The sequence below is a fragment of the Microbispora hainanensis genome (assembly GCF_006874475.1).
GTDB classification, from domain to species: Bacteria; Actinomycetota; Actinomycetes; order Streptosporangiales; family Streptosporangiaceae; genus Microbispora; species Microbispora hainanensis.
In genome coordinates this window covers 84,882-107,725 of the sequence record NZ_VIRM01000008.1, presented here as the reverse complement: position 1 = coordinate 107,725, position 22,844 = coordinate 84,882, and the positions used below count along the sequence as shown (strand labels likewise).

General features: G+C 70.9%; 26 protein-coding genes. 8 read left to right on the top strand and 18 right to left on the bottom strand.

Going from position 1 to position 22,844, the window contains the following annotated elements:
- The first annotated feature begins 218 nt into the window (after positions 1-218).
- The 5 genes from FLX08_RS09260 to FLX08_RS09240 all read left to right on the top strand — a co-directional run bounded on the left by FLX08_RS09260 (position 219) and on the right by FLX08_RS09240 (position 3,426).
- Positions 219-1,109, top strand: a complete 891-nt coding sequence (locus FLX08_RS09260; RefSeq protein ID WP_142617842.1) for a DNA-3-methyladenine glycosylase family protein — start codon at positions 219-221, stop codon at positions 1,107-1,109.
- A gap of 34 nt (positions 1,110-1,143) precedes the next feature.
- Positions 1,144-1,635, top strand: coding sequence for a VOC family protein (locus FLX08_RS09255; protein WP_142617840.1), 492 nt, complete (start codon positions 1,144-1,146; stop codon positions 1,633-1,635).
- Between the two features lie 60 nt (positions 1,636-1,695).
- Positions 1,696-2,529 (top strand): MerR family transcriptional regulator, encoded by an 834-nt coding sequence (locus FLX08_RS09250; RefSeq protein WP_244312514.1) that lies wholly within the window; start codon positions 1,696-1,698, stop codon positions 2,527-2,529.
- Positions 2,530-2,668: 139 nt separating this feature from the next.
- Positions 2,669-3,109 carry a cupin domain-containing protein gene (locus FLX08_RS09245; RefSeq protein ID WP_142617838.1) on the top strand — a complete coding sequence of 147 codons (441 nt, stop codon included), beginning with the start codon at positions 2,669-2,671 and terminating at the stop codon, positions 3,107-3,109.
- Complete coding sequence (locus tag FLX08_RS09240) at positions 3,106-3,426, top strand: cupin domain-containing protein (RefSeq protein WP_142617836.1); 321 nt, start codon at positions 3,106-3,108, stop codon at positions 3,424-3,426. The genes FLX08_RS09245 and FLX08_RS09240 overlap by 4 nt, the downstream gene beginning before the upstream one ends.
- Positions 3,427-3,641: 215 nt before the next feature.
- Here the strand turns inward: FLX08_RS09240 and FLX08_RS09235 are convergent, their stop codons facing one another.
- Positions 3,642-4,706: a ferritin-like domain-containing protein gene (locus FLX08_RS09235; protein ID WP_142617834.1), complete on the bottom strand. Its 1,065-nt coding sequence runs from the start codon at positions 4,704-4,706 to the stop codon at positions 3,642-3,644.
- 282 nt (positions 4,707-4,988) lie between these two features.
- Between FLX08_RS09235 and FLX08_RS09230 the strand changes: the two genes are divergently transcribed.
- Entirely contained in the window at positions 4,989-6,260 is a 1,272-nt protein-coding gene (locus FLX08_RS09230) for a cytochrome P450 (RefSeq protein WP_244312513.1), read from the top strand.
- A gap of 111 nt (positions 6,261-6,371) precedes the next feature.
- Here FLX08_RS09230 and FLX08_RS09220 read toward each other — a convergent pair whose 3' ends face one another.
- From FLX08_RS09220 to FLX08_RS09170, 11 genes are all read right to left on the bottom strand, one after another.
- The gene (locus FLX08_RS09220; protein ID WP_142617830.1) at positions 6,372-6,602 is read right to left on the bottom strand and encodes a hypothetical protein; all 231 of its coding nucleotides are present in this window, start codon (positions 6,600-6,602) and stop codon (positions 6,372-6,374) included.
- Positions 6,603-6,767: 165 nt separating this feature from the next.
- A complete protein-coding gene (locus FLX08_RS09215) occupies positions 6,768-7,523 on the bottom strand; it encodes an SDR family oxidoreductase (protein ID WP_142617829.1) in 756 nt (251 codons plus the stop codon).
- A 94-nt stretch (positions 7,524-7,617) separates the two neighbouring features.
- Complete coding sequence (locus FLX08_RS09210) at positions 7,618-8,823, bottom strand: low temperature requirement protein A (protein WP_142617827.1); 1,206 nt, start codon at positions 8,821-8,823, stop codon at positions 7,618-7,620.
- A gap of 135 nt (positions 8,824-8,958) precedes the next feature.
- The gene (locus FLX08_RS09205) at positions 8,959-9,720 is read right to left on the bottom strand and encodes an SDR family oxidoreductase (RefSeq protein ID WP_244312512.1); all 762 of its coding nucleotides are present in this window, start codon (positions 9,718-9,720) and stop codon (positions 8,959-8,961) included.
- Between the two features lie 121 nt (positions 9,721-9,841).
- Positions 9,842-10,444: an RDD family protein gene (locus FLX08_RS09200; protein ID WP_142617825.1), complete on the bottom strand. Its 603-nt coding sequence runs from the start codon at positions 10,442-10,444 to the stop codon at positions 9,842-9,844.
- Positions 10,445-10,615: 171 nt separating this feature from the next.
- On the bottom strand, positions 10,616-11,812 hold the full coding sequence (locus tag FLX08_RS09195; RefSeq protein WP_142617823.1) for an LLM class flavin-dependent oxidoreductase: 1,197 nt from the start codon (positions 11,810-11,812) through the stop codon (positions 10,616-10,618).
- 46 nt (positions 11,813-11,858) lie between these two features.
- Positions 11,859-12,542 carry a class II aldolase/adducin family protein gene (locus FLX08_RS09190; protein ID WP_142617821.1) on the bottom strand — a complete coding sequence of 228 codons (684 nt, stop codon included), beginning with the start codon at positions 12,540-12,542 and terminating at the stop codon, positions 11,859-11,861.
- A 64-nt stretch (positions 12,543-12,606) separates the two neighbouring features.
- On the bottom strand, positions 12,607-13,494 hold the full coding sequence (locus tag FLX08_RS09185; RefSeq protein WP_142617819.1) for an ABC transporter permease: 888 nt from the start codon (positions 13,492-13,494) through the stop codon (positions 12,607-12,609).
- Positions 13,495-13,508: 14 nt separating this feature from the next.
- A complete protein-coding gene (locus tag FLX08_RS09180; protein ID WP_244312511.1) occupies positions 13,509-14,333 on the bottom strand; it encodes an ABC transporter ATP-binding protein in 825 nt (274 codons plus the stop codon).
- Positions 14,334-14,356: 23 nt separating this feature from the next.
- Positions 14,357-15,442 (bottom strand): ABC transporter substrate-binding protein, encoded by a 1,086-nt coding sequence (locus tag FLX08_RS09175; RefSeq protein ID WP_142617817.1) that lies wholly within the window; start codon positions 15,440-15,442, stop codon positions 14,357-14,359.
- Between the two features lie 88 nt (positions 15,443-15,530).
- A complete protein-coding gene (locus FLX08_RS09170) occupies positions 15,531-16,571 on the bottom strand; it encodes an ABC transporter substrate-binding protein (protein WP_142617815.1) in 1,041 nt (346 codons plus the stop codon).
- 357 nt (positions 16,572-16,928) lie between these two features.
- Here FLX08_RS09170 and FLX08_RS09165 point away from each other — a divergent pair, with 357 nt between their 5' ends.
- A complete protein-coding gene (locus FLX08_RS09165) occupies positions 16,929-17,249 on the top strand; it encodes a hypothetical protein (RefSeq protein WP_142617813.1) in 321 nt (106 codons plus the stop codon).
- A 190-nt stretch (positions 17,250-17,439) separates the two neighbouring features.
- Here the strand turns inward: FLX08_RS09165 and FLX08_RS09160 are convergent, their stop codons facing one another.
- The 4 genes from FLX08_RS09160 to FLX08_RS41985 all read right to left on the bottom strand — a co-directional run bounded on the left by FLX08_RS09160 (position 17,440) and on the right by FLX08_RS41985 (position 20,183).
- Positions 17,440-18,126, bottom strand: coding sequence for a class I SAM-dependent methyltransferase (locus FLX08_RS09160; RefSeq protein ID WP_208761345.1), 687 nt, complete (start codon positions 18,124-18,126; stop codon positions 17,440-17,442).
- 298 nt (positions 18,127-18,424) lie between these two features.
- Positions 18,425-18,967, bottom strand: coding sequence for a GNAT family N-acetyltransferase (locus FLX08_RS09155; protein ID WP_142617809.1), 543 nt, complete (start codon positions 18,965-18,967; stop codon positions 18,425-18,427).
- Between the two features lie 115 nt (positions 18,968-19,082).
- Positions 19,083-19,541, bottom strand: coding sequence for a CPCC family cysteine-rich protein (locus FLX08_RS41260; protein ID WP_208761344.1), 459 nt, complete (start codon positions 19,539-19,541; stop codon positions 19,083-19,085).
- A gap of 42 nt (positions 19,542-19,583) precedes the next feature.
- Positions 19,584-20,183 carry a hypothetical protein gene (locus FLX08_RS41985; protein ID WP_244312510.1) on the bottom strand — a complete coding sequence of 200 codons (600 nt, stop codon included), beginning with the start codon at positions 20,181-20,183 and terminating at the stop codon, positions 19,584-19,586.
- Position 20,184: 1 nt separating this feature from the next.
- On the opposite strand from FLX08_RS41985, the gene FLX08_RS43355 reads away from it, so the two are divergent.
- Entirely contained in the window at positions 20,185-20,745 is a 561-nt protein-coding gene (locus FLX08_RS43355) for a helix-turn-helix domain-containing protein (RefSeq protein ID WP_425280618.1), read from the top strand.
- On the opposite strand, the gene FLX08_RS09135 is transcribed toward FLX08_RS43355, so the two are convergent.
- Entirely contained in the window at positions 20,676-21,347 is a 672-nt protein-coding gene (locus FLX08_RS09135; RefSeq protein ID WP_142617805.1) for a response regulator transcription factor, read from the bottom strand. The two genes, FLX08_RS43355 and FLX08_RS09135, sit on opposite strands and share 70 nt — an antisense overlap.
- The gene (locus tag FLX08_RS09130; protein WP_167530333.1) at positions 21,344-22,417 is read right to left on the bottom strand and encodes a sensor histidine kinase; all 1,074 of its coding nucleotides are present in this window, start codon (positions 22,415-22,417) and stop codon (positions 21,344-21,346) included. Before FLX08_RS09130 ends, FLX08_RS09135 begins: the two co-directional genes overlap by 4 nt.
- Positions 22,418-22,844: the final 427 nt, after the last annotated feature.

The following is a 22,844-nucleotide window of genomic DNA, read 5'->3' as shown; positions in this document are numbered from 1 at the left end:
GCGACAGTGAAAGTCTAAAGTCTCCTGCCGAAAGCTTTCGACGCGTTTCGGGCGAAGCGCCGGCCTCCCTCGTGCCCGCGGAGAAGCAGCCTTGTCCGCGGAGAGGCGGCGCCCGGCATCCGCATGACTCCCGGCCGTGCTTCGGGTGCCCTCGTTCCCGGGCTCCGGTGCGGCCCGCAGAAGATCGTCTGTCGGTTCTGCCTCGTACGATGAGGCCCATGACCAGGCACGGCTTCACAATCACGGCGGAAGGCCCGTTCGACTTCGGCGCCACGTTGCGCTTCGTCGAGGACTGGCCCGTCACCGGCGGGCTGCCCTCCGATGGGAGGGCGCTGCGCTTCGCCTACTGCGCGGAGTCCGACTGGCTGCCGATCGGCGTGACCGTGACCGCCGCGCCTGACGGGGTCGCCGTCGCCACGACGCGGGCCGCGGGGCCGCGGATCCGGGCCGAGGTGGCGCGCATCCTGTCCCTCGACGTGGACGGCTCCGGCTTCGCCGCGGCCGGGGAGGCCGACCCGGTGCTCGGCGACCTGCAGCGGAAGAGTCCCGGCCTGCGCCCGCTCTGCTTCTGGAGCCCCTGGGAGGCGGCGTGCTGGGCGGTGATCGTGCAGCGGTCGTCGATGCTCATCGCCGCGCGGATCAAACAGCGCATCGCGGAGCGATACGGCGCGAAGGTCGTCGTTGACGGGGAGACCTACGCCGCCTTCCCTCCGCCCATGACGCTGCTGCAGGCCGGCGGTCTCGGTCTGCCCGCGCAGAAGGAGGAGTGGCTCCGCGGGCTGGCCCAGGCGGCGCTCGACGGCGTGCTCACCGCCGAGCACCTGCGCGCGCTCGACCCCCAGGAGGCGTTGGCGGAGCTCCGGGCGCTGCCCGGCGTGGGGCCGTTCTCCGCCGGCCTGATCCTGATCCGCGGCGCGGGCGCGCCGGACGCGTTCCCGGGCGACGAGCCGCGCCTGTTCGCGATCCTGCGCAAGGCATACGGCCTGCCGGAGGACGCCTCGCCCGCCGTCTACCGGAAGGTGGCCGAGGCGTGGCGGCCCTACCGTTCCTGGGCCTCCTTCCTCTTCCGCGCCTCCGGCTACGGAGCCGCGGACGAGGCCCGGCCTTGACCCTGACGCTGCGGGAGGCTCGACGATCGGGGGCATGAGCGAGTACATCAGTCCCGTTCCCATGCCCGCGCTCGACGCGACCGCCCCGGAGATCTACCGGGACTACTACGGCATGCCGATGTTCGTCACCATCCCCACCCGGGATCTCGCGGCGTCGACGGACTTCTGGACCCGCGGGCTCGGCTTCGTCGACCTGTTCTCCGTGCCGGATCGCCTGGTCCATCTTCGCCGCTGGGCCTTCCAGGACGTCCTGCTCGTGCCCGCGGAACACGTGGGCGAGGTCCCGGCGATGAGCGTCAGCTTCGCCTGCGTCCTCAGCCAGATCGACCAGGTCGCCGCCCGGTGCGAGGAACTCGTGCCGGGATGCACCACCGGCCCGCGAGAGATGCCGTGGAACTCCATCGAGCTGACGGTGGTCACGCCCGAGAACGCCCGGGTCGTGATGACGGCCGCCCAGCCGCTCGATCCGCACAGTGCGCGGGCGGACGACCTGCGGGCGATCGGCATCGAGATCCCCGCCGGGTGACGACCCCGTACGCCGGTCTCAGACCGTGGGCCTCCCGGCCCGATCGGCGATACTGGGCCGGTGACGAGCGCCCCCGAACGCGAACCGGCCGCCATGGGACCGGACGGCTCCGACGGCCTCACGGTCGGCCGGGCCGCAGCGCTCGTCGGCGTCAGCGTGAAGACGCTGCATCACTGGGACGCCATCGGCCTCGTATGCCCGAGCGAGCGCACCTGGGCCGGATATCGGGTCTATTCGAGCGACGACGTCGCGCGGATCCACCGCGTCCTCGTCTACCGGGAGCTCGGGTTTCCGCTCGCCGAGATCGGCCGGATCCTCGACGACCCCCGCGTCGACGCGCACGATCATCTGCGCAGGCAGCGAAAGCTGCTCGTGGAGCGCATCTCCCGCCTGCGCACGATGGTCGACGCGGTCGACCGCATGCTGGGCGTGTCGAGCACCGGCATACGGTTGACCCCGGAGGAACAGGTCGAGATCTTCGGCGACGACTGGCACCCCGACTGGGTCGACGAGGCCGAGGAGCGCTGGGGCGACAGCGCGCAGTGGGCGCAGTACGCCGAGCGGGCCGCCGAGATGACGCCGGACGATTGGAAGAGGATCGCGGCCGAGACCGAGGCCCTGAACGCCGACCTCGCCGCCGCGAAGCGGGACGGCGTCATGCCCGGGTCCGCCGGCGCGAACGCCCTGGCGGAGCGGCATCGCGCGTCGATATCGAGATATTTCGACTGCACCCACGCGATGCACGCCTGCATCGCGAGGATGTTCGCCGCCGACCCCCGGTTCGCCGCCCACTACGACGCGATCGAGCCGGGCCTGGCCGACTGGCTGCGCGACACGATCCGGGCGAACACCGAGGCGCACGGCGTCGACCCGGACTCCGCCACCTGGCAATAGCCCCCGGGTGTCACGGCCGCGCTTGAGGGTTCCGGCGGCCGCATCGGGTGCGACCGTGCTGTCACGCATCGGGAGGCTGTCTTGTCTGAGCTGGTGTACGGCCGGATCGAGCCGGCCACCGTCTCACGAAGGAAAGCCGATGAGCACCGATCACGCGCACGTCCACCACCTGGACAACGCCGACAAGAGCGGCCCGCCGCCGAAGATCGACCTGGTGGGCTCCGTGCCGGGGGCCCCGCTCGCGCCGGAGGGGGCCGAGGCGATGACGATCCTGGTCACGTTGCCGCCGAACAGCCCTGGCGCGCCCCCGCACCGGCACTCCGGGCCCGCGTACGGGTACGTGATCAAGGGAGCCATCGACTTCGAACTCGAGGGCGAGCCCGCACGGGTCGTCCGGGCCGGTGAGACGTTCTGGGAGCCCGGCGGGGACGTGATCCACTACCAGGACGGCAACCACCTCGCCGACGAGGAGTCGGCGTTCGTCGTGACGATGTTCTGCGCACCCGGGCAGCCGATGTTGACCGTGGTCAGCCCGGAGGAACTGGAAGCCCGGAGAGACCGGCGGGCGCCGCGGTCATGACCAGGGTCTCACTGGCCGCGCTCGCCCGTGACCTGCTCGCGCTCGCCCGCGCCGCGGACACCGGTCGCATCGCCACCACCGTGCACGGCGGGTGTGACCGTTCGCTGCGGCAGACCCTCATGGCTCTGCGGCAGGGCGAGCACATCCACGAGCATCCCGGTGAGGTCACCGTGCACGTGCTGCACGGGCGGCTGCGGCTCGTCGCCGGGCGCGACATGTGGGAAGGGCAGCCCGGCGACCTGCTGGTCATGCCGGAACGCCGCCACCGCATGGAGGCCGTACAGGACTGCGCGTTCCTGTTCACCACCGCTCGGTGAGAGCGAGGAAGGCGGGAACCGGCTTCGGTTCCCGCCTTCGGCCTTGGCGCCCGCCTCGCCCGCCTTGCCTTGCCGTGCCCGCTCGCCTCGCCGGGCTCCCGCTTCGCCGACTCGGCGGTCTCGGGCCGCCGCGAGCCGCCGTACACCCATGAGCCGGGCCAAGCGATGTGCGCGCTGCCTCCCCAGTCGTGGGCGCGGCCGTGCAGAGGCGCTCGTCAGCGTGACTCGGGCGGCACGTATGCGAAGGTGGGGCCGGCCGTGGTGCCGTCCCCGTCGGGCATCAGCAGCAGGGCGTCCGCCTGGGCCTTGACCGCGTACATCGTGCCGACGGCGGCCCCGAGCAGTTTCGGCTCGCCGTCGAAGGCCTGCTCCAGCTGGTTCAACAGCATGCAGTAGGTGCGGTTGAACTCGTCCTGCGCCGTGCGGATGGCGCTGCCCGGCGCGTGATCGGACAGCCGCGGATTGGGGCGCATCGGGCGTACGGCGGCCGGGTCCACCGAGACCGGCTCGCCGGTCGGCCCGGACTGCGGGGTGTCGCCGCGCCGGTAACGCCGGCCGAGCTGGAGCTCCCGGAAGCGGTAGTAGTGGGCGACCTCGTCCCGATCGGGATGGAAGACATCCTGGTCGCCGTCCCAGACCTCGCCCCGGGCCGTGCCCTCGCCCTGCTCGACGATCTCCTTCAGCGCCCCCAGCGCCGACTCCAGATCCTCCACCGCGAACAACCACCCCGCGGTGTGCCGGAAATGACCGCCGCTCACCTGCCGTGCGGGGTCGCCGCAGAAGACCTCCCGCTCGCCGAGCCGCTCGCACAGGTGGCGCAGGCCCTGCTCGATCGCGGCGTAGAACTGCCCGATCGTCTCGTAGCCGTCGCCCTCCGCCGGGGCGCCGGGCGGGGCCGGCCGTTCCAGGCGCAGGAACATCTCCAGGGCCTGCGGGCCGAACGGGAGCAACGACAGCTCCAGATCGCTGTGGGGCAGCCGCCGGGGGTACGGCGGCAACATCTCCGGCGCGTCGAGGCGCGGCCGGCCGCCGACGGCGTTGAGCAGGTTCGCGGCCAGCGCCAGGTGCAGCATCTCCTCGGCGAAGACGCTGCCCACCACCTCCACGGCCTCAGGGTTGCGCTCAGGATCCAGGGAGTACAGCGCGCACAGGTATGGAGGCAACGTCGCGTGTTCCAGTTCGACCGCCCACTGAAGGTGCTCACGCAGGCTGTCGAGGGTGTCGATCGGCGCCGGCCCGGGCGCGGCGACGGTTCCCTGCGGTTCCGATTCCTTCGTCAAAGTCCTACCTCTCCGGCGACCGTGCTGTTCGCGTCGCCTCCGGCGACCATGCTGTTCGCGTCGACGACCGCCCGGCGGCTCAGGGCAGGAGCGATGGTCGAACCCCTCGTGCCGGCCGGTCGCACGGTAAGACCGGACAGCCACCGGGCTTGTGACAGCCGCCGGGAGTCTCCGCGCGATCCACACAACTCCGCATCCGATCGACCCGTTGACGGACCGTGCCACATTTCGTACGTTCCGCGTAGGCCGCACCCCGGGCGACCCGGACCGGAAGGGGTTGCAGTGACCGCCGAGCTGGATCCGAACGGGACCGAGCCGACCGCCGAGCCCGTCATAGGGCCGGATATCGTGCCGGGTCCGCTGGGCACGCCACCACCGGAGTTCGCCCGCAGACGCGAGTGCGGGCCGCTGGATCCGGCGACCATGCCCAGCGGCGACCGCGTCCCGATGGCCGTCCGATATGAGGACGTCCGGGCCCTGCTGGCCTCGCCCACGTCCAGCCGCAACCTGCGCCTTCCCGGACTGCCGCGCTTCGTGAGCGGCGTCGGCATCGACGACGACCCGGACGCGCTGATCAACCAGGATCCGCCGGAGCACACGCGCTACCGGCGGATCATGCAGGGCACCTTCACCCCGCGCCAGACAGAGCCGTGGCGTCCGCGCATCGCGGCGATCGCCGGCGATCTCCTCGACGGCCTGGGCGACCGCTTCGAGCTGGTCGAGGATTACGCGCTGCGGCTGCCGGCCCACGTCATCTGCGAGATGCTCGGCGTGCCGGTGGACGACTACGAGCGGTTCGTCCAGTGGACGGACATGTTCCTGACCACCTCGACGGCCACCGAGCAGGCGCGCTACGAGGGCTACGGCGACTTCTTGGCCTACGCCGCCGAGCTGGTCGCCCAGCATCGCCGTTCGCCCGGCGACGACCTCATCGACCTGCTCATCCAGGCCAGGGACGCCGACGACCGGCTGACGGAGGGCGAGCTGGTCAACACGGTCTTCTCACTGATCACGGCCGGTTATGAGACGACCGCTTCGATGATCGCGCGTGGCGTGTTCCGGCTGCTCCTCCACCCACGCCAGTGGGACGAGCTGGTCGCGGACCCGAGCCTGACGGCCGTCGCCGTCGAGGAGGTCCTGCGCTTCGACGGGCCGCCCGCCAGCGCCTTCATGCGCCGCATCACCGAGGACACTGACCTGCCCGGCGGCTCGCTGCGCGCGGGGACGGTCGTCATGCCGAACCTCAACGCGGCCAACCACGACCCGGAGGCGTTCCCCGACCCCGGCCGGTTCGACATCCACCGTTTCACCGACCACCCGCCCAACCCGCATGTGGCGTTCGGTTATGGCGCGCACCGCTGCCTGGCCGCCAGTCTCGCCAGGGTCGAGCTCACCGAGGCCGTCAGAGCTCTGGTCACCCGCCGTCCCGCGCTCCGCCTGACCGGTTCGCCCGAGTCGGTGGCCTGGACCGACGGCCTGGTCCTCCGGCCGGTCGCCCTGCACGTCACCTCGGCGCCCGTGACCACCTCGCCGCCGGCCGCCGCACCCGGGTGAGCACGACCGGGCACCGGCGCCTCGTACGGACGTTCCTCTCCGCAGACCGGCGACCTCGCCGAACTGGAAGAACTGCCGGCCGCCGGTGTCGCCCGTCAGTCCGCGGCCCTGCTACGCGGCGGGGTCGCCGGGCCGGAGGTCGTCCTCCAGCACCTCGACCGCGGCGAGCAGACCCCGCAGGCCGATTTCCTCGCGCTCGGCGTCCGCCGGGTCGAACAGCCACTCGGTGACCGGCAGGTCGGCGGCGTCCTCGGGACGGCTGAGCTCGACCTGGACCACCTCCGCCTCGACCTCGATTTCGAGCTCGTGCAGGAATTCGTTGTCGTCGCCAGGAGCGATCATCGTTCTTCTCTCCGTGTCGTGGGGGGGACGGCCCGGCCGGGGCGGGACGCGATGGCCGCGCCGACCCGCGCGCCGCGGGCCCGCGGCGAGGGCGGACACCGGCGCGGCCATGCCGGTGACGGTGGTCATCGCGTACGCGCCCGGGGGATGAACGGCCTCGCCGGCCTACTTGCCGGTGGCGGCGTCGCCGAGCCAGTCGAGGTAGCGAATGGTGCCGAGGGAGGCGTCGCCGATCGGAACCAGGGAGTGCTCGCTCAGCTCGCTGCCGAAGTAACGCGCGTGCGGGTCGACGACCACCTCGCGCGGGTCGCCCCAGGCGGTCAGCGCCTTCCGGAAGAACTCGTCCATCCGGACCTGCTCGGGCCCGGCGATCTCGACCCTGCCGTTCAGCGGCGATCCCGTCGCGGCCCGGCCGACCGCCGCGGCGACGTCGTCACCCGCAATGGGCTGGAAGAGCACGGGCGCCATGTGCACCTTGCCGTCCACCGTGGCGTCGTCCGCGATGCCGCGGGCGAACTCGAAGAACTGGGTCGAGTGCACGAGCGAGAACGGGATGCCCGACTTCTCGATAAGCTGCTCCTGGGCGATCTTCGCCGCGAAGTAGCCGTTCTCCGGCATCCGCTCGGTTCCCACGATCGATACCGCGACGTGGTGACCCACGCCCGCGTCGGCCTCGGCCGCGAGCAGGTTGCCCGTGGAGGTCTCGAAGAAATTCAGCACCGCGGCCCGCTCGAACGACGGCGAGTTCGACACGTCGACCACCACGTGCGCACCCTCCAGCACCTCGGCCAGCCCCTCGCCGGTCAGGGTGTTGACGCCGGTGTTCGGCGAGGCCGCCACCGCCTCGTGGCCGTGCTCGCCCAGCTTCTTCACCAGCTTCGACCCGATCAGGCCGGTGCCGCCGATAACCACGATCTTCATCGCGCTCTCTTTCTGTCCGCCGGGCCACCTGGTCGCCGCCCGGTCGCCAGCTAAGACCGGACAGCCTCCGGGGTTGTGACGGCGGCGGCGAAGTTCAATTCGATTCGTCACCGGCCACGTGACTCATGTCACGCGAGCGGGACCTGAGGGCCGCCGTCCAGATCGTGACCGCGACCAGCACGACGCAGACGGCCGCGATGGCCGCGACCGTGCCGGCCACGCCGATCCAGGGCGTCGCGAGCGGCACCGACAGGACGATGACGATGGACGCCACAACCGCGGCGGGGGACATGACGCGCTCTCGGACGACGAGCACGTGCACCGCCCACAGCAGGGCGAGACAGACCCCTACCGGGACGGCGACCGCGTAGCCGAGTGCCGGCGACGACGCCGCGAGGCCGTGCCCGTTCTGCTCCACGGCCACCTCGAGCCCGGCGCCGAGGGCCGCCAGGGCCGCGAAAATTCCGTAGTGGCCATATCCCCACAGGTAGGACCGATGGCGGCGGTCGGTGAGACCGTCCCCGGCAGGCCCGAGGAAATAGAGCCACCACAGAGCGAACAGCAGGATGAGACCGGCGATGGCGATCACGACGAAGGAGCCGCCGACGGCGTCCGCCTCCAGTGCTCGTCCGACCCCTCTGCTCGCGGCCAGCACGCTCTCCCCGAGCAGGATGATCGTGAACAGGCCGTACCGCTCGGCGATGTGGTGCGGGTGCCAGTTGGTGGCCCTGGCCCGCTCCGCCCACCACGGCACGGCGAGTTCCAGGGCGGCCAGGCAGACGAAGTACGGCAGGCCGGAGGACGAGGGCAGCACTCCCGTCTCCACGAGGACGAGCCGCGACAGCCAGCCCAGCTGCAGGGCGGCGATGCCACCGGCGTAGCGGAACGCGGTGCGCCGCCGCGCCGGGTCTTCGAGACCGGCCCGCAGCCATTGGGCGACGAGGCCGATCCTCATCACGAGGTAACCCAGGGTGATGACGCCATATTCGGAGCGGCTCGCCGCGGCCGGCACCCCGGCGGCGAGCACCAGCACGCCGGCCATCTGCACCATTGTCAACAGCCGGTAGGCGACGTCGTCGGTGTCGTAGGACGAGGCGAACCACGTGAAGTTCATCCACGCCCACCAGATCGCGAAGAACACCTGGAGGAACGGCACAAGCCCGGCAAGGCCGTGACCCTCGGCGATGTCGTGGGCGAACTGCGCGGTGACGGCCGCGACCGCGACCACGAAGGTGAGGTCGAACAGCAGCTCCAGCTGACTCGAAACGCGGTGCGGCTCGTCGATGGCACGGGCGCTCATCCGGACCCGGATCCGGATCGTGGTGCCTGATGGTGGCAAGGTCCTGCTCCTGTCGCTGGCAACGTACGGTCGCCTCGAAGACAGGGCAGAGTATTCGATCTGTGACAACGCGGGGCAGAAGCGCGCGCCGGCGGGTCAGCGCGCGAGCCACTCCCGATAGGTGGTCGTGGCGATGACGGCGCCGTCCTTGGCAAGGAGGGCGCGGCCCGGCGCCGCCGCGTACATGCCCGCGCCGTCGTCGGTGACGACCGTACGGTGGTCGCCGCGGGCGGCGAGGGTGATCCTGCCCAGCTCGTCGAGCGCGAAGACCTCGGGGCCCGCGATGTCGAGGGTGCCGCCCAGCGGGACGCCCACGCTGACGTCGGCCACGGCCCGGGCGACGTCGTCGGCCGCCATGGGCTGCATGAGAGTGGAGGGCAGGCGGACGGTGTGCTCGCCGGAGGTCCAGGACAGCACCGTGTCGACGAACTCGAAGAACTGCGTGGAACGCACGATCGAGTAGGGCACCGGGCCCGCCTTGAGCAGGTCCTCCTGCAGCACCTTCGCCTGGTAGTAGACCAGGCCGGGCACCAGATCGGCGCCCACGATCGACAGGATGACCACGTGCCCGACGCCGGCCGCCTCGGCGCCGGTCAGCAGGGTGTCCATCGTCCTGCGGAAGAAGGCGGGCGAGGCGTCGTCGAAGCGCTGCGGCTTGGTCAGGTTGACGACCACGTCGGCGCCTGCCAGCGCCTCGGGCAGGCCCTGGCCGGTGAGCAGGTCCACGCCGGTGGACCTCGAATGGGGCACCGCCTCGTGCCCGCGCGCGTTCAGAATCCTGACCAGCCGGGATCCGATGAGGCCGGTTCCCCCGATGACGGCGATCTTCATGTCCTGGCCTTCCTGCTCCTCGGACACGACGATATGCGCCGGCTCACCTCCGTACGCGGCAGGTCCCCCTCGCCTCCCGGGACCGGAAAAGCGCCTTGGCCCCTCCGATCCCGATGTCACGGCTTGGGGTGACCGTGTTCAGCGAGTACTACGCCGCCAGCAGCGTGGTGATCAGCACGAAGGCGGCGAAGGCGGCGACGACGACCACGAGCCCGGTCAGGAACCGGGACATTCCCGGCGCCTTCATGCCGGGGGCGGACACGTCCACCACGACGGTCCCGGCGACGACGTCGTGCAGGCACCGTCGCCGGGGATCAGCAAAGATCCACAGGGCGTCGACGAGGTAGAGAACCGATCCGAGATACGGGACCGCCGAGCTCAGGAAGGGGTGCACGAGCGTCCGGACCCCGACCTGACGGCGGGTGGGCATCGCTCCCGTCGCGGCCGACACCACCTTCAGGCGATACAGCCGCTTACCGAGCGTCTGGCCCCACAGCGCGTGTTGCACCCAGAAGTAGGCGGCGCCCACGACGGCGATCGCGATCTGCAGCGGCCAGTCGGTGTCCGCGTACGGATTGAGCAGAGTGGTGAGGTAACCCGGATCGTCGGCCCGGGGCTGAGCAGGCGGCTTCAGCACCAGCCCGATCAGCGCGTTGGCCGCGAGAAGGATCAGGTTGTCGACAAGGAAAGCGGCGAAACGGTGGCGCCGTGCGGCGGTGGTCCACGTCGCCGCCTGGGGGGCGATTGTCATGCCCGCAAGTGTGGCCCCCGCGGTCCGGTTGTGAGGAACGCCCGACTCCTCGGCGTTCGGCACGGAGGGCTCGGCCGTCGCCCCGCTTCCGTCAGGCCCCCATGGGGAGGGGCCGGTGACCTCGCCGGAGTGCGGCCATGCTCCGGCGAGGTGGTCACCGCGTCGCGCCGCTCAGCCGGCGGCGACGAGCGGAGAGGCCGCGGCCGGCGACGGCGCGGCGGCCCGCGGCCGGGTGTAGCCGGCGGGCCGCAGCGGGCCGGGGTCGTCGTGCGTCACCGGCAGCAGCGGCATCACCTGCTCGCCGAACCGGTACGTCTCCTCCAGCAGGGGATTGCCCGAGACGATGAACGAGTCGATCCCCAGGGCGTGATACTCGCGGATGCGCGCGGCGACCGACTCGGGGCTGCCGACCAGCGCGATGCCGGGGCCTCCGCGGATAAGGCCGAAGCCCGACCAGACGTTCGGGTAGACCTCGAGCTCCTGGGCGAAGCGCGGCTTGACGCCCTTGTGGAAGGCGAGCTGCCGCGCCTGCCCCACGGACTCCTGCTTCGCCGACTCGGCCTGCACCCGCGCGACGACGCTGTCGTCCACGTGGTCGAGCATGTCCTGCGCCGCCGCCCAGGCCTGCTCGTCGGTGTCGCGGACGATCAGGTTCAGCCGGATCCCGAAACGGATCGAGCGGCCGTGCCTCGCGGCCCGGGCGCGTACGTCCGCGATCAGCTCCGCGGTCTCGGCGGGCGGCTCGCCCCACGTGAGGTAGTTGTCGATGTGCTTGGCCGCCACGTCGCGGGCGATCGGCGAGGCGCCGCCGAACCACAGCGGCGGGTACGGATCCTGCCGCGACAGGAACGCGGCCTCCGCCCCCCGCACCTTGAGGTGCTTGCCGTCGAAGTCGACGCGTTCCCCGCGCATCAGCGCCCGGTAGGCGGTGAGGAACTCGTCGGTGTGCTCATACCGCTCCTCGTGCTTGAGGTGCACGCCGGCGGCCTCGAGCCCGATGTGGCCGCTCACGATGTTCAGGATGACCCGGCCGCCGGAGTTCTGGTCGAGCGTCGTCGCGAGCTTCACCAGCGACGTCGGCGTGTACACCGCGGGGTGCACCGCGATCACGAACTTCATCCGGCGGGTGGTGGGCACCAGTGAGGCCGCCGTGATCCAGGGGTCCATGCCGCCGGTCGGCTGGGTGGCGAGCAGCGCGCCGTAGAAGCCGTTGACGTCGATCGACTTCGCCCATGCCTGGACGTACTCGAAGTCGACCGGCCGCTTCCATTTCGGGTCCCACGGATATCTGCCGTCGTTGGCGACCAGATACCAGAGGATTTCCAGCCTGCGTTCCGGGAGCGGCGGGAGAAGGTCGGTCTCGGTCATCGGCGCGCTCCGTCGGTCGTACTCATGCTCATGGTCGTCGTCGTTCTCACGGGACGATCGGCTTCGATCCGCCCAGGGCGGCGGCGTGGATCTCGAGGGTGGCCGCCTCCTCGATCGTGGCGACGAGGCGGGCGGTGCTCATCGGGCCGTCGTCGAAGGCGAGCAGCCCGTGGTTGGCCAGCAGGACGGCCTTGGTGTCGGGGTGCTCGGCCAGCAGGCCGGCGATGGACGCGCCGAGCTCGCCGTTGTTGCGCGCGCGGTAGGGCGCGCAGGGGATGTCGCGGGTCTGCCCGCGGTTGACCAGGGGCTCGTAGTTGGCCGGGATCGGCCGGTGGGCCAGGGCGAACGCGGTCGCGTGCGTCGAATGCGTGTGGATGACGGCGTTCACCTCCGGACGGGTGTAGGCGAGGATGTGCATCTGGAGCACCTGCCGCACCCCGGGGCCGAGCCTGCCCGCGACCAGGTCGCCGTCCAGGGTGATCACCCCGAAGTCCTGCTCGCCGATGTCTGCGGGCAGCCCCTTGGCGTTGATCAGCAGGTGGCCGGGGGAGTCCGGCAGCCGGACGCTCGCGTTCGCCGAGTAGGGATTCTGCAGCGCGCCCAGCTGGTGCAGCACGCGCACCGCCTGGACGAGCTCGGCACGTACGGCCGCGTCGGCAGGGGTCAGAACGGGCTCACCGGCCTTCAGCCACTCGCCCTCGCGTACGGGGGCGGTCAGGGTCGAGGTCATGGTCTTCCTTCGTCTCGCAGGTCGGGCAAGTCGTGAGTCGGGGTCAGTCGGGAGGAGGAGGGGATCAGTCGTGGGTGCGGGTCGCGCCGAAGTGCCAGTGCAGGACCCGCCGTTCGACGAACAGGAACGCGGCGTTGAGGGCGTAGCCGAGCATCGCGATGGTGACCGCGCCGACGATCAGGTCGGTCACCTGGAAGCTCTGCTGCTGGATCATCAGGAGGTGTCCGAGGCCGTCGTTGCCGGCGATCATGCCGACGACGACCGAGATCACCAGCGAGGCGGCGAGCGCCGAGCGGAGCCCCACGAAGATCGAGGGCGCGGCGGCCGGGATGACGATCTCGGCCATCGTCTGCCGCCAGGTCAGCCCGAAGGTGCGCGCGGTGTCCATCATCGTGCGGTGCGTGGAGCCCGCGCCCGAGTAGGCGTTGAGCAGGATGTGGAAGAACGCCGCCAGCGCCACCACGCTGATCTTCATCGCGTCGTCGATGCCGAGGTAGAGGATCAGCAGGGGGATCACCGCCGAGATCGGCATCGGCCGCAGCAGTTCGAGCGGTGGTTCGAGCAGCACGTAGACGAGCCGCACACGGGCCATGAGCACGCCGATCACCACGGCCAGCACGGCGGCGACGCCGTAGCCGATCAGCATCGTGCGCAGGGTCTGCAGGGTCGCCGTCAGCAGCGGCCCGCCGAGGATCTGGTCCCACCACTGGACGGCGACGTCGGTCACGGTGGCATACCTGGGCGAGGGGTTCGCCGTGGCGTACCGCTGCCAGGCGACCAGGGCGGCGGCGAACACCAGCCAGCCGAAGGCCCTGCTGCGCAGCGCGCGCAGGATCCACGGGCGGCGCTTCGGCGCCCCCGCCGTCCTGGAACTCTCGTTGGAGATCGCATCGGGTGTCGCGGGGAGCGGCACCGCGCCGGTGGTCCTCGTCACTGTGGGGTTGGTGGTCATTCGCCGGAGTCCTCTCAGTCCAGGACCAGCTGCAGCAGTTCACGCCGGTGGTGCAGGAACTCCGGCAGCTCCCGCGTCGTCACCTGGCCGCGCGGGCGGGGCAGGCCGGTCCGTACGTCGGCGAGCACGCCGCGTCCTTCGGGATGCAGCACCACGACCCGGTCGGCCAGGTAGACCGCCTCGTCGATGTCGTGGGTCACGAACACCACGGTCAGCCCCTCCTCGGCCCAGGCGTGCAGGAGGACGTCCTGCAGTTTGGCTCGGCTCAGGGCGTCGACGCCGCTGAACGCCTCGTCCATGAACAGCAGTTGCGGCCGCGCGGCCAGCGCGCGGGCGATGGCAGCGCGCTGCTGCATGCCGCCGGACAGCTCCCACGGGTATCGGTCGGCCGCGTGGCCGAGGCCCACCAGGTCGAGGTAGTGCGCCACCCGCTCGTCGTGACCGCCCTCGGCCGGTTCGTACGCGTGCCGCAGCCCGAACCGGACGTTGCCCGCCACCGTCTTCCACGGCAGCAACGACTGGGCGTAGTCCTGGAAGACGCAGCGCGCCTGGCGCGGCGGCCCGTCGATCGGCTGCCCGGCCACCCGGATCTGCCCCGCCGTGGCGGGGAGGAGACCGCTGAGCAGCCGCAGCAGCGTGGACTTGCCGCATCCGGACCGCCCGACGAGGGCGACGAACTCCCCGGCGCCGATGTCCAGGGACAGCCCGCGCAGGGCGGTCACCTCCCGCCGGCGGGTGCGGTAGGTCATCGCGACGTCGTCCGCCGTCAGCAGGGTCGCGGCGCTTCCGGTCGCGCTGTGCTCGGTCCCGGCCGCGGTGGGCGCGGCTGATGTCGCCATCGAGGCTCCCGGCGTTCGTGAGGTCAGGGGTTGGCGGTCGTGGCGGTGGGCCACAGGTAGGGCGTGAGGTCGAAGGGCTTCTTCAGCGCGCCGAACCGTGCGCCCGTCTCGATCCACGCGTTCTCGGCGGCCACGTCGAACGGGCCGCTCAGCTCGCCGCTGGTCGCCGCCGACGCCTTGTCGAGCGCGCCGGGGTATTTGGCCTCCAGCTTCGTGACGTCAGCGCCGCCGTACTTCACCAGCAGCGTGTTCTGCTCCAGCGGAGTGGCCGACTGGAACACGGTCACGCCCTGCCGTACGGCCCGGACGAAGCGCTGGACCAGGTCCGGGTGCGCCTCGGCCCAGCTGCGCAGCGCGCCGTAGCCGGACGTCGCCGCGCCCTCGGGCACGCCGGAGTCGAAGGTGCCGGCCACGGTGAGGCCATACTGCGCCTCCCACGCGGTGACGTACGCGCCGCTGGTGGCCGCGGCGTCGAGCGTGCCCTGCGCCACCAGGCCGCCGGAGGTGGTGCGGTCCTGCACGGTGGTGTAGTTCGGGCCGTTCGGGTCGAGGCCCTGGTCGGCGAGCCACTTCTTGATCTGTACGGTGGTCAGCGCCTGCGCCGGCACCCCGAGCTTCTTGCCGGCGAGGTCCTTCGCCGAGGTGATGCCGCTGCCCGGCTTCGTCACGATGACGTTGACCGGCTGCCCGGGCTTCAACGCGTTGGCCGGGTTGATGATCGTCAGCTTGAAGCCCTGCTCGATCGCGGCCGCCCAGGCGAAGATGTCGGCCCACGCGATGTCGATGGAGCCGCCCTCGGTGGCCGCGACGAGCGCGGGGCCACCGCTGAGCGTCACGAGCTCGACCTTGATCCGCTGCTTGTCGAAGAACCCGTTCTCGATCGCGGAGTAGACACCCGGGGGCGAACCTGCGATGACGCCGACGCGGACGGTGTCCACGCCCTGCGCGCCGGACTCGTCCTCCGACGACGCCGCCGATGTGCCGCAGGCGGCCAGCAGCAGCGCGCCGACGGCGGCGACCGCGGTCAGGAACAACGGACGGCGGACGCGAGCACGACCGGCGGGCCGGGCCGAGGGGCCGCGGCCGCCGGAGGGGGATGTGCTGATCAACTCAGGGCCTTTCGACATGGCAAGGGGGGCCTGCGGGCACGGACGGCTCACGCGGGCGTGGTGATGAGAAACGACGGGCGGCCGGGGGTCAGCGCCGCGCGGCCAGCCGCTCGTACGCGAGCCGCAGCGGCTCGGGGTCGATCCACGAATCGAGGTCGAAGTCGGCGCTCAGGAAGCCGTAGCGCAGCAGGAACGCCTTCTGGACGCGCAGCAGGTCCACCCGCTCCTCGTCCAGCGTGGGGTGGAGCGTGCGGTGGAATCCCTCCCGGTAGGCGAGGAGCACGCCCTCCGCGCCAGAGCCGGTCTCGGCCGCCAGCACCTTGCGTACGCCGTCGAGGTCGCCCGCCGCCCAGTCGGCCGCGCGCAGCGTCTCGACCAGGAACTCGACCACCAGTTCGGGGTGCGACCGCAGCAGCTCCTCGTGCACGGTGATCGGCCGCGGGGTTCCGTTGTTGACCCTGGACCGCCGCCAGGGCACCGCGTCCAGGTCGATGCCGACCACCAGATCGCGGGCGCGGGCGGCCTCCAGCGCCGCGGCGCCCTTGGCGTAGACCGCGTCGACCCGTCCGGCCGCCAGCGCGTCCAGCTCGCGGAACCGTGGCGCGGCGCGCTCGGCGCGTACGCGGCCCGGGGGCACGACGCGGAGTTCGTCGAGCGGCACCTCGACGAACTCCACGTCGTCGAGAGTCAGCCCGGCGAGCCCGAGCGCGCCCTTGAACCCGTGCAGGGCCATGGCGCGCGCGTGGCTGGTGTCCCTCGTGGCGGCCCAGCCGGGTACGGCGATCCGCGCACCCCGCAGGGCGGCCGGCGACGTGATCGGCGAGTCGGGGCGGACCACGATCGACTGTCCCTCGTCGATCCAGGTGAGCCCTACCAGGCGGGTCCTGGCGCCCTCGGCCCGTGCCGCGATGGCGGGCACATTGCCCCCTTCGCGGATCAGGCCGACGAGGTCGTGGTCGTAGTGGTGCCGGGCGATCTCCAGCGGTGCGTCCTGGAGGATTCCGATCTCGACGCCCAGGTCCGCGTACCGCGTGGCCAGCCGGCCGAGCGCGTAGGCGAGCCCACTGGCCGTCGGGACGGGACAACGGGTGAACCAGATGGTGTCCACGGACTCGGCCGTCGCGGGCATGCTCCGCCCCTTTCCGCACCGTCTCCAGCGAAACGGTGCGTATTCCTAGTAACTCTGTAGGAATAGTAGGAGACGTACACGAATGGGGCAAGGTCCTGTGACGCGCGTCACGATCAGGCGCGGGCCCGGTCGCCGGGTTCGGGGTCAAGGGCGTCCTCCTTCCGGCGGACGGCGATCGCGATCAGGTTGTGCGAGCCGCCGACGGCGGCCACGAACGCGACAGTGCTGTCGACCGCGTTGGCGTGATCGCCCTGACGATCAGCATCGAACCGGTCACGCTGGAGGCATGTATGCGAGGGATATGGGGCGCTCCGCCCTTACGCCGTTTCCGCGACTCTGGAAGAGCTCACCGGGCTGGTGGAGGGCGTCGTCGTGCTGCCCACACATCTCGACTGGGGGCCGGAAGCTCTCGCCTATTTGGTCGGCCATGAAGACTGCGCTTCCCGCGCTTTCTGGCCAGTGATGCATCGCAGCTTCCAGCGCGTGTGCGCGATCTTCAAGGTAGACGGCGACTACTTCCGGAATGCCGCGCAGACGATCCAAGATGGTCCGCTTCTGATTGGCGGTTATTCCACCGGTCATGCGGCCCGCACATACCTCGATCGAGGAGTTGCCGCACAAAGTCACTGCCACATTTGCCTTGCCCTGCCTGTGTTGACGGGCACCACGCCTACGTGAGGATCTACTTCCCCAAGCACCTGAGCCGGTTCAATGATGGCGGCTGGCCTATCGATTTCATCATCGAGATCCTCGACAGCACTGCCCCTGGATGGGACATCCGTTGCCACTGATCGCCGCATGACCGGGGGCGGCCGGCGCTCTCGGGGCGGCTCTCATCCCGCAGAGTCACGGAAGCGGTGCGACGAGTTCACCCGCACCTGCGACTGGCTGAACGTTCGGCCCGGAAGGCTCTGACCGCCAGGACTGAGGGAATCGGGTTCCTGAGCGGCTCGGTCACCCGGTCGATGTCCAGTCCTGCGCCGATGAACGCGTTGATCAGGTCGGGCAGTGGCACGTGGCTCATGCCGACCCGGTCGCGGACTCCGCCCTCGCGCCACCATGGGGAGCGCTTGTGCCAGCCGCCCAGACGGTATGTGGGGTGAATGATCACCGCTCCGTCCGGGCGCGGCTCGATGTGAGGGCCGTTGAAGCACGGGTGCACGCCGTAGAACAGCAGCATCCCACCTGGCAGCAGCACCCGCGCGGCTTCCTTCACCAGGCCTGCGAAGTCATCGATGTCGGTGGAGACCCACAGCGCGGTTACCGTGGCGAAGGTGCCTGGGGCGAACGGGAGCACCGTGGCGTCGGCCTGTAGAAGTGGAGCGTGGTCCCTGTTGCGGGCTCGGCGTAGCTGGTCGGCCGAGCGGTCCAGGCCGATGACGGTGCGGCCGGTGGAGCGGATGGCCTGAAGATACAGGCCGGTACCGCAACCGATGTCCAGGCACAGACCGTCCCCAGGCCCGAGAAGATCGACGATCCAGGAGATGTTGGTGCTGGCGCTGGGCCCGATGTAGTCGTCGTACCATTCGGCCTGGCCGTCATATCGGGCGGTCACGATTCATTCATACACGCGATATGTAGGCTTCGCGTGGCTTTGGCGTTCCTGAGCGGGAGCACACCTATGGCATAAAACGCTTCACGGCCGGGCTGGGGCATTGCGGTGAATCTACGGCGGCCCTCTGCTACTCCTCGCACGGTCCACCCTCGGTCGAGGCTGCTGAGCAGTTCCCGAACCAGTCTCCGTGCCTGTGCGTCGTGCTCTGCGATGGTAGGCCTGCTCTCGGCTGCTTGCTCTACTCGCTCCATGATGGCGGGGACGACCTCGACTCGACGTTCGCCCTTAAACCAGGCGTCTATTCGCTCTGAGCCGGCTTCCGCATTGTCTCGGGACTCACGTAGTGGTGCAGCAAAGCGTTTTCGCCTGCTGCGTTCAGCCACTCGGCGCGGGTGGTTGCCACACGTTGCCATCCGGCGCGTTCGTAGAGGGTGATGGCCCCGTGGTCGTCGTCGGACACGTCGAGCACGAGAGGTATTCCCAGATCGGCGGCCTTCTTCGCGACCACGTCGAGGAGGCGGGTGGCGTGGCCGTGGCCTCGCCCCGGAGGAGTGACGAAGAGCCGGGTGAGCGATCCGACCGGACCGGCCGGCATGCCGATGGCCTGGGCGAGGAGTGGTTCCAGCGTTGCCGCGTCCGGCTGTGAGAGTCCCACGTGTCCGAGGACGTCAGCGCCGTTGACCACCACCCAGGCTGCAACAAGGTTGGAAGGTGTGAGCCATCGCCCGGGATCGGCGGGCCAGTTCACCGGGTAGCGATCGGAAGCATGCACGGTGGCGAGAGCATCGACGCAGGCAGGCAGATCCTCGATGGTTCTCGGACGGATCAGGGGGCTCGTCACCCGGCGATTTTCTCAGGGAGTGCGCTTGATCAAGTATCGCAGGTAGGCGGCCCTGGGTCTGTGTCGGTGGGGAGTTCCTCGCCGTGCGGGGCGCACATGGGGCGGCTCGCTCGCGCTAAGCGCCGATCTGCTGGAAGTTGAGGCGGGCCTGGGTGAGGCTCAGTCCATGGTTGGGGCCGCCGCGCCGGATCTCGTCGGCATCGTGGTCGTCCTGCCCGTCGTCCTCCCAGAAGCAGACGGGGCAGATCTGATACCAGCCGCGCGAGTCGAGCGTGAGATATCCGCAGCAGGGACAGGCGTGAGGACCGCTTCCTTCCGGAGCGTGTACCGAGCGGTTGGCGCCGACTTCGACGTACTCCTCGAACGTCTCAATACCCCGCTGGACTTCCTCGGGAGTCGGTTCACGTCGTCCACGAGCGGAGATGATCTCTCTCCCCGGCGGCGCGGCCCAGCTCGGTCGCCTCGTCGGGCGGGTCAGGCGGACGCTGCCGTTGCAGGGGATACATGACTGCTCCTCGTCGTACGACGTATCGCTGCTCGTACGCTGTAGCGGCTGGACGAGTGACGGCCGCAAGCGCCTCCGCTGCCGCCGGCCCGGGGCCTGCGGCAGGCCTGCTCATGCGGAGACGCGTCTCCGCCGCCAGTAGGAGAGGGTGAGAGCTCCGAGCAAGGGCCCCCACAGCAGCAGTGGCGCGTAGGCGGCGATGGCCAGCACGCCAGTCCAGTCGCCGAATCCCAGAGGGAAGTCGGCGGGCAAGGCGTGCCCGTGGATCGTGCGACCGCGGGCTACGGAGAGTCCGGCCCATGTGCACATGAGCGTCAGCACGATCGCCCCGAGCGCCGCGGGGATGACGGCGGACGGCGTCGGCACCCTACGGCCACGCAGGCCCGGTATCCAGCGCGGGAACACCTCGCCCCACCTGGCTATCAGGCCGATGGCGGTGAACGCCGCCACCTCCGAGAGGATCGACAGCAGCACCACGTAGAGCTCCATCGGAAGCCACGGCGGCACCTCCCCGCTGCCGTGCCCGCCCCGGGTGATCGGCAGGTGGAAGGTCACTCCCGCGATCCGCCAGAGGCTCGCCGGCAGCGCGGTGAGCGGGACGGCGTAGGCCGCCCACCGCGCCCACCGCGGCACACCGGGAACGGGCGCGTGCGCGGCCGTCCATGCGGCCCGCAGCCGGCTGGTGGCGGGAGAGGTGTCCGCGAAGCTCATCATGGTGATTCTCCGAGTCGGGGTGGGGGAGCTTGACCAGGACGAGGATCGCGCGGTCGTCGGACCCGAACATCACTCCGAAGAGGGAGCCGGCCCCATGAGTCCCGGCGCTGAGCGCCCACCGCGACGGCCCAGCCGATGTAGCCGAGTGGCGCATGCCGTGCGCCGGGGCACGCTTGCCGGACCCGATCTCCCCGTCCCGGCCATCGCCGCCGAGGTGGGCCTGTCGGCGGCGCGGCTACGCACCTTGGTCCGCACGTCGGTGGGGGTGCCGCCGGCCCGGCTGCGTCGATGGGGGCGGTTGTGGGCGGCGATCACCGTCCAGCCCGGCCGGTCGGTGGCCGTGGCCGCGGCCGACGCGGGCTTCGCCGATCAGGCCCGTCTGACCAGGACGGCACGCGGCCTGCTCGGACGCACACCGCTGTCCCTGACCACGGGCGCGCCGACAGCGCGGCATGGCCATCGCCGCGCCCATGATGCGCGACGGTCAGGTCACCAAGGACAAGGGCCCGCCGGCATGACAGGCCCTCCGGCGCCGGGGAACAGCAGGCCGAGCTCGTAGGCGCGGACCGCGGCCTGGGTGCGGTCACGGGCACCCAGCTTGTCGAGCACGTGACGAACGTGCGTCTTGACCGTCTCGATCGACACGTAGAGGCTCGCCGCGATCTCGGCGTTGCTCTGCCCGTACGCGATGTGCCGCAGCACGTCCAGCTCGCGCGCGGTCAGCTCGATCGGTATGCGCGGCTTCGAGACGCCGTGATGGGGGCCGGCGATACGACGCAGCGCATCGGGGAAGAGCACCGCGTCGCGGGAGTGCACGAGCCGTACGGCGTCCACCAATTCATCGGCGGGCGCGCGTTTGAGCACGTACCCCGCGGCGCCCGCGCGCAGCGCGCCCCAGACCAGCTGGTCGTTCTCGAACGTCGTCACCACGACGACCCGCGTCGCGGGGGACCGGCGGGCCAGCTCCTGGGTGGCGGCCAGGCCGTCCAGCCGGGGCATGCGGATGTCCATGAGTACGACGTCCGCGCCCACGCCGGCCGCCACGGCTTCGCGGCCGTCGGCCGCCTCGCCCACGACCTCGATGTCGTCGTGCAAGGAGAGCACCGTCGTCCACCCCGAGCGGATGAGCTGCTCGTCGTCGGCCAGGACGACGCGGATCACAGCGGCAGCGTGGCCTGGACGCACCACCGGCCGTCCACCTCCTTCTGTACGCACTTCCCGCCGGCCAGGCGGGCCCGCATACGCATTCCGGCCAGGCCACGCCCCTCCGCGCCGGGGCGCGAGGCGACGCCGGTCACCGTTCTGTTCTCCACGGTGACCACCAGGTCGTCGCCGGTGGCGATGTCGATGGTGATCGGCCCTTCCCCATGGCGCAGTGCGTTGGTCAGCGCCTCCCTGGTGATCGCGAAGGCCGCCCGCGAGGAGGCGGCCGGGACCCGGTGCAGGCGGCCGACGCTCGCGCGCACGTCGAGGCCGCCGATCAGCGCGCCGAGCGAGTCGAGGGTGGGGGCCTGGGCCGCGCCGTCGTCGTCGAGCACCCGGAGCAACACGTCAAGGTCCTGCTGCGCGTCCCGGGCCGTGCTCACCAGATGGCCGAGCGACGCGTCGGCCTCGGGCGCGCGCGATGCCCGCAACGCCGCCTGCGCGGCCATCGCCTGCACCAGGACCACGCTGAGAGCGTGGCCGACCGAGTCGTGCAACTCCAGCACCAGGCTTTGGCGGTGGCCGAACTTCTCGATCACCCGGGACGGCTCGGCCCGCAGCAGCCGGCGCGCCGCCCAGCGCTGGCCCAACCCGCCCGCGACCATTGCGGTGAGCACGGCCACCGTGAGGACAGCCACCTCGACCAGCTCGCCGGGAGCCGCCCGCCAGCGGGCCGCGTCACCCAGCCGGACCAGCCCAGGAGACAGCAGAAGCACGCCGGCGCCGAGGGTGGCGCCGCCGTGCAGATGGAGGCTTGTCAGCACGATCAGGTAGAGCCGATCGGCCCGCGCGGGCACCTCGATGCCGAGCAGTTCGGACAGTGCGGCCTTCTCCAGACGCCGCATCAGCGGCATCGCGGCCAGCAGGACGGAGGCGGGCAGGCAGGTGGCCCACAGCACGAGCACGCGCGCCGGGGTCGGCTCGGCCAGGATCAGCAGGCCAAGGGCCACAGCCGCCGGGGTCAGCAGCGCGGCGCCCAGCAGTAGGTAGACCCCGGCCTTGACGGCGCGAGCGAAACGGCCTTGCACGAGGATCGACGGTAGCCGACGAGGCCACGCATGGCCTCCCTCCGGCGAGGGAGACGACGGTCCCGCGCCGCATGCGCCTGGAGTGATCACGCATGTGCGAGGTCCGGGTCCGTCGAACAGCATGGGGACTCTCCTGGTCCGCGCCTCACGAAACCGTGCCGGGGAAAGGCAGATAGGTGGCCCGTGACGGCGGGCTGCGGTCATGATCAGCCTCGGCCTGACGATCACCGGTGGACACTCGGGGTGATCACGCACGGCTGCCAGACGGTGATCTTCCACGTCATGCACTGGCGCCGGAACCGCAGCGCGACCTTGGCAAACGCGACCAACGTCATGGCGCGTACATCCCGTGACTGGCGACAAGCGGCGGCTCGCGGCGGCGTACGGCTGCGCATGCGATTACAGCGCGATCAAGGAGAAGCCCAGG

Excerpts from the sequence above, each read along its gene's own strand:
- FLX08_RS09170 (WP_142617815.1), bottom strand. The coding sequence starts at position 16,571 with ATGCCCGCGACGGCCGAGTCCGTGGACACCATCTGGTTCACCCGTTGT.
- FLX08_RS09215 (WP_142617829.1), bottom strand. The coding sequence starts at position 7,523 with ATGAAGATCGTGGTTATCGGCGGCACCGGCCTGATCGGGTCGAAGCTG.
- FLX08_RS09255 (WP_142617840.1), top strand. The coding sequence starts at position 1,144 with ATGAGCGAGTACATCAGTCCCGTTCCCATGCCCGCGCTCGACGCGACC.
- FLX08_RS09195 (WP_142617823.1), bottom strand. The coding sequence starts at position 11,812 with ATGACCGAGACCGACCTTCTCCCGCCGCTCCCGGAACGCAGGCTGGAA.
- FLX08_RS09220 (WP_142617830.1), bottom strand. The coding sequence starts at position 6,602 with ATGATCGCTCCTGGCGACGACAACGAATTCCTGCACGAGCTCGAAATC.
- FLX08_RS09260 (WP_142617842.1), top strand. The coding sequence starts at position 219 with ATGACCAGGCACGGCTTCACAATCACGGCGGAAGGCCCGTTCGACTTC.
- FLX08_RS09200 (WP_142617825.1), bottom strand. The coding sequence starts at position 10,444 with ATGACAATCGCCCCCCAGGCGGCGACGTGGACCACCGCCGCACGGCGC.
- FLX08_RS43355 (WP_425280618.1), top strand. The coding sequence starts at position 20,185 with ATGGTGATTCTCCGAGTCGGGGTGGGGGAGCTTGACCAGGACGAGGAT.
- FLX08_RS09180 (WP_244312511.1), bottom strand. The coding sequence starts at position 14,333 with ATGGCGACATCAGCCGCGCCCACCGCGGCCGGGACCGAGCACAGCGCG.
- FLX08_RS09210 (WP_142617827.1), bottom strand. The coding sequence starts at position 8,823 with ATGAGCGCCCGTGCCATCGACGAGCCGCACCGCGTTTCGAGTCAGCTG.
- FLX08_RS09185 (WP_142617819.1), bottom strand. The coding sequence starts at position 13,494 with ATGACCACCAACCCCACAGTGACGAGGACCACCGGCGCGGTGCCGCTC.
- FLX08_RS09240 (WP_142617836.1), top strand. The coding sequence starts at position 3,106 with ATGACCAGGGTCTCACTGGCCGCGCTCGCCCGTGACCTGCTCGCGCTC.
- FLX08_RS41985 (WP_244312510.1), bottom strand. The coding sequence starts at position 20,183 with ATGAGCTTCGCGGACACCTCTCCCGCCACCAGCCGGCTGCGGGCCGCA.
- FLX08_RS09190 (WP_142617821.1), bottom strand. The coding sequence starts at position 12,542 with ATGACCTCGACCCTGACCGCCCCCGTACGCGAGGGCGAGTGGCTGAAG.
- FLX08_RS09245 (WP_142617838.1), top strand. The coding sequence starts at position 2,669 with ATGAGCACCGATCACGCGCACGTCCACCACCTGGACAACGCCGACAAG.